Annotated in this window: 2 protein-coding genes; both read right to left on the bottom strand. The window is 68.4% G+C overall.

Features of this window, described 5'->3' with window-relative positions:
* Nucleotides 1-27: 27 nt before the first annotated feature.
* Nucleotides 28-267 carry a hypothetical protein gene (locus tag IE98_RS44055; protein WP_159401268.1) on the bottom strand — a complete coding sequence of 80 codons (240 nt, stop codon included), beginning with the start codon at nucleotides 265-267 and terminating at the stop codon, nucleotides 28-30.
* 204 nt (nucleotides 268-471) lie between these two features.
* Nucleotides 472-783, bottom strand: a complete 312-nt coding sequence (locus tag IE98_RS0141530) for a hypothetical protein (protein ID WP_030277932.1) — start codon at nucleotides 781-783, stop codon at nucleotides 472-474.
* Between the last annotated feature and the right edge of the window lie 289 nt (nucleotides 784-1072).

Here is a 1072-nt window from a genome sequence, read left to right as displayed (position 1 = left end):
GTCGCACACCGACCGCCCCCGACTCGACTACCGGGCGCGCTGCACCGCGCCCGCCGCCCGCCAGGCGGCCTGAGTGGCGGTCAACGCCTCCTCGACGTCGCCCAGAGCCACGCTCTCCATGGCACTGGTGAGCGACCGCACCGCCTCCCGTGCCCGGAACCGGCGGGCGTCGTACCCGCTCGCCCCCGGCCGCCCGAGCACGTCACCCGCGACCCGGTTGAACTCCGCGACCGCCGCCCGAATCTCCTCGGGCCGACCGGACGGCATTCCGCCCCCCACAATCTTGGCAACCTGCTCTCCCGCTCCACGCCGAACGCGCTCAAGAGCTCGGACGACGGAATTGGCGGTACCGGGGAAAAGGAATTCGAATTCGCGGGCAACGTCAGCCATTTGTCATTTCCTCTGGGATTCAGCGAATGGTGGTCGAGTGAGGGGCGGCGGCAGCGCCAACTACCGCCGCCCGGTGCGAACCTAGGCGGCCAGCGCGTGCGACTTCAGGTCCTGGAGGTCGAGGAGAGAGAGCTGGGTGAAGTCCTGCGGGGGAGCGAGCTTCACCACCGCCGCCTTGACCGTCCGGGTCTTGACCGTCGTCGGCAGCGTGGCGGCGACGGCGCGGGCGTCACCACCGGCGGCGCGCCACATCTCGTAGAGGTTCTGGTCCCGCTTGGTCTTGGCGGCCTGGGCGGCCTTCAGCGCGGCCTGGTACTCGGCTTCCGCGTTGCACGTCTCGATGAGCAGCTCCGAGCTGACCAACTGCTCGCCCGGGGTCGTTGCCTGCGCCATGAGGGGTCCTCCGTAGGTGACTTGATCGAGTGGCCGGGAGGGGCGCCAACCCCTTCCGGCATAAAGAAGCATACCACATTTAAAAGCTGTTTTGATGCTCGCTTGGCTGCTCCTTTGGGTGCGCGTCTGGGCGCTCCTATGGGTGCTCGCTTGGGTGCTCGCTTGAGGGGCGGCACCTTGGGCCGGGCTCGATCGTTGGTGCTGGTCGGGGAGTCGCATGCCGGTTCTCACCGGGCCGACTTACCTTCCTGAGCCCTGGCCTGCTGTGGTGTGAGTGGGTGTGGGGTGC

The sequence above is a fragment of the Streptomyces sp. NRRL B-24484 genome (genome assembly GCF_000717715.1).
Lineage (GTDB): Bacteria > Actinomycetota > Actinomycetes > Streptomycetales > Streptomycetaceae > Kitasatospora.
This window is presented reverse-complemented; position numbering and strand designations above follow the sequence as displayed.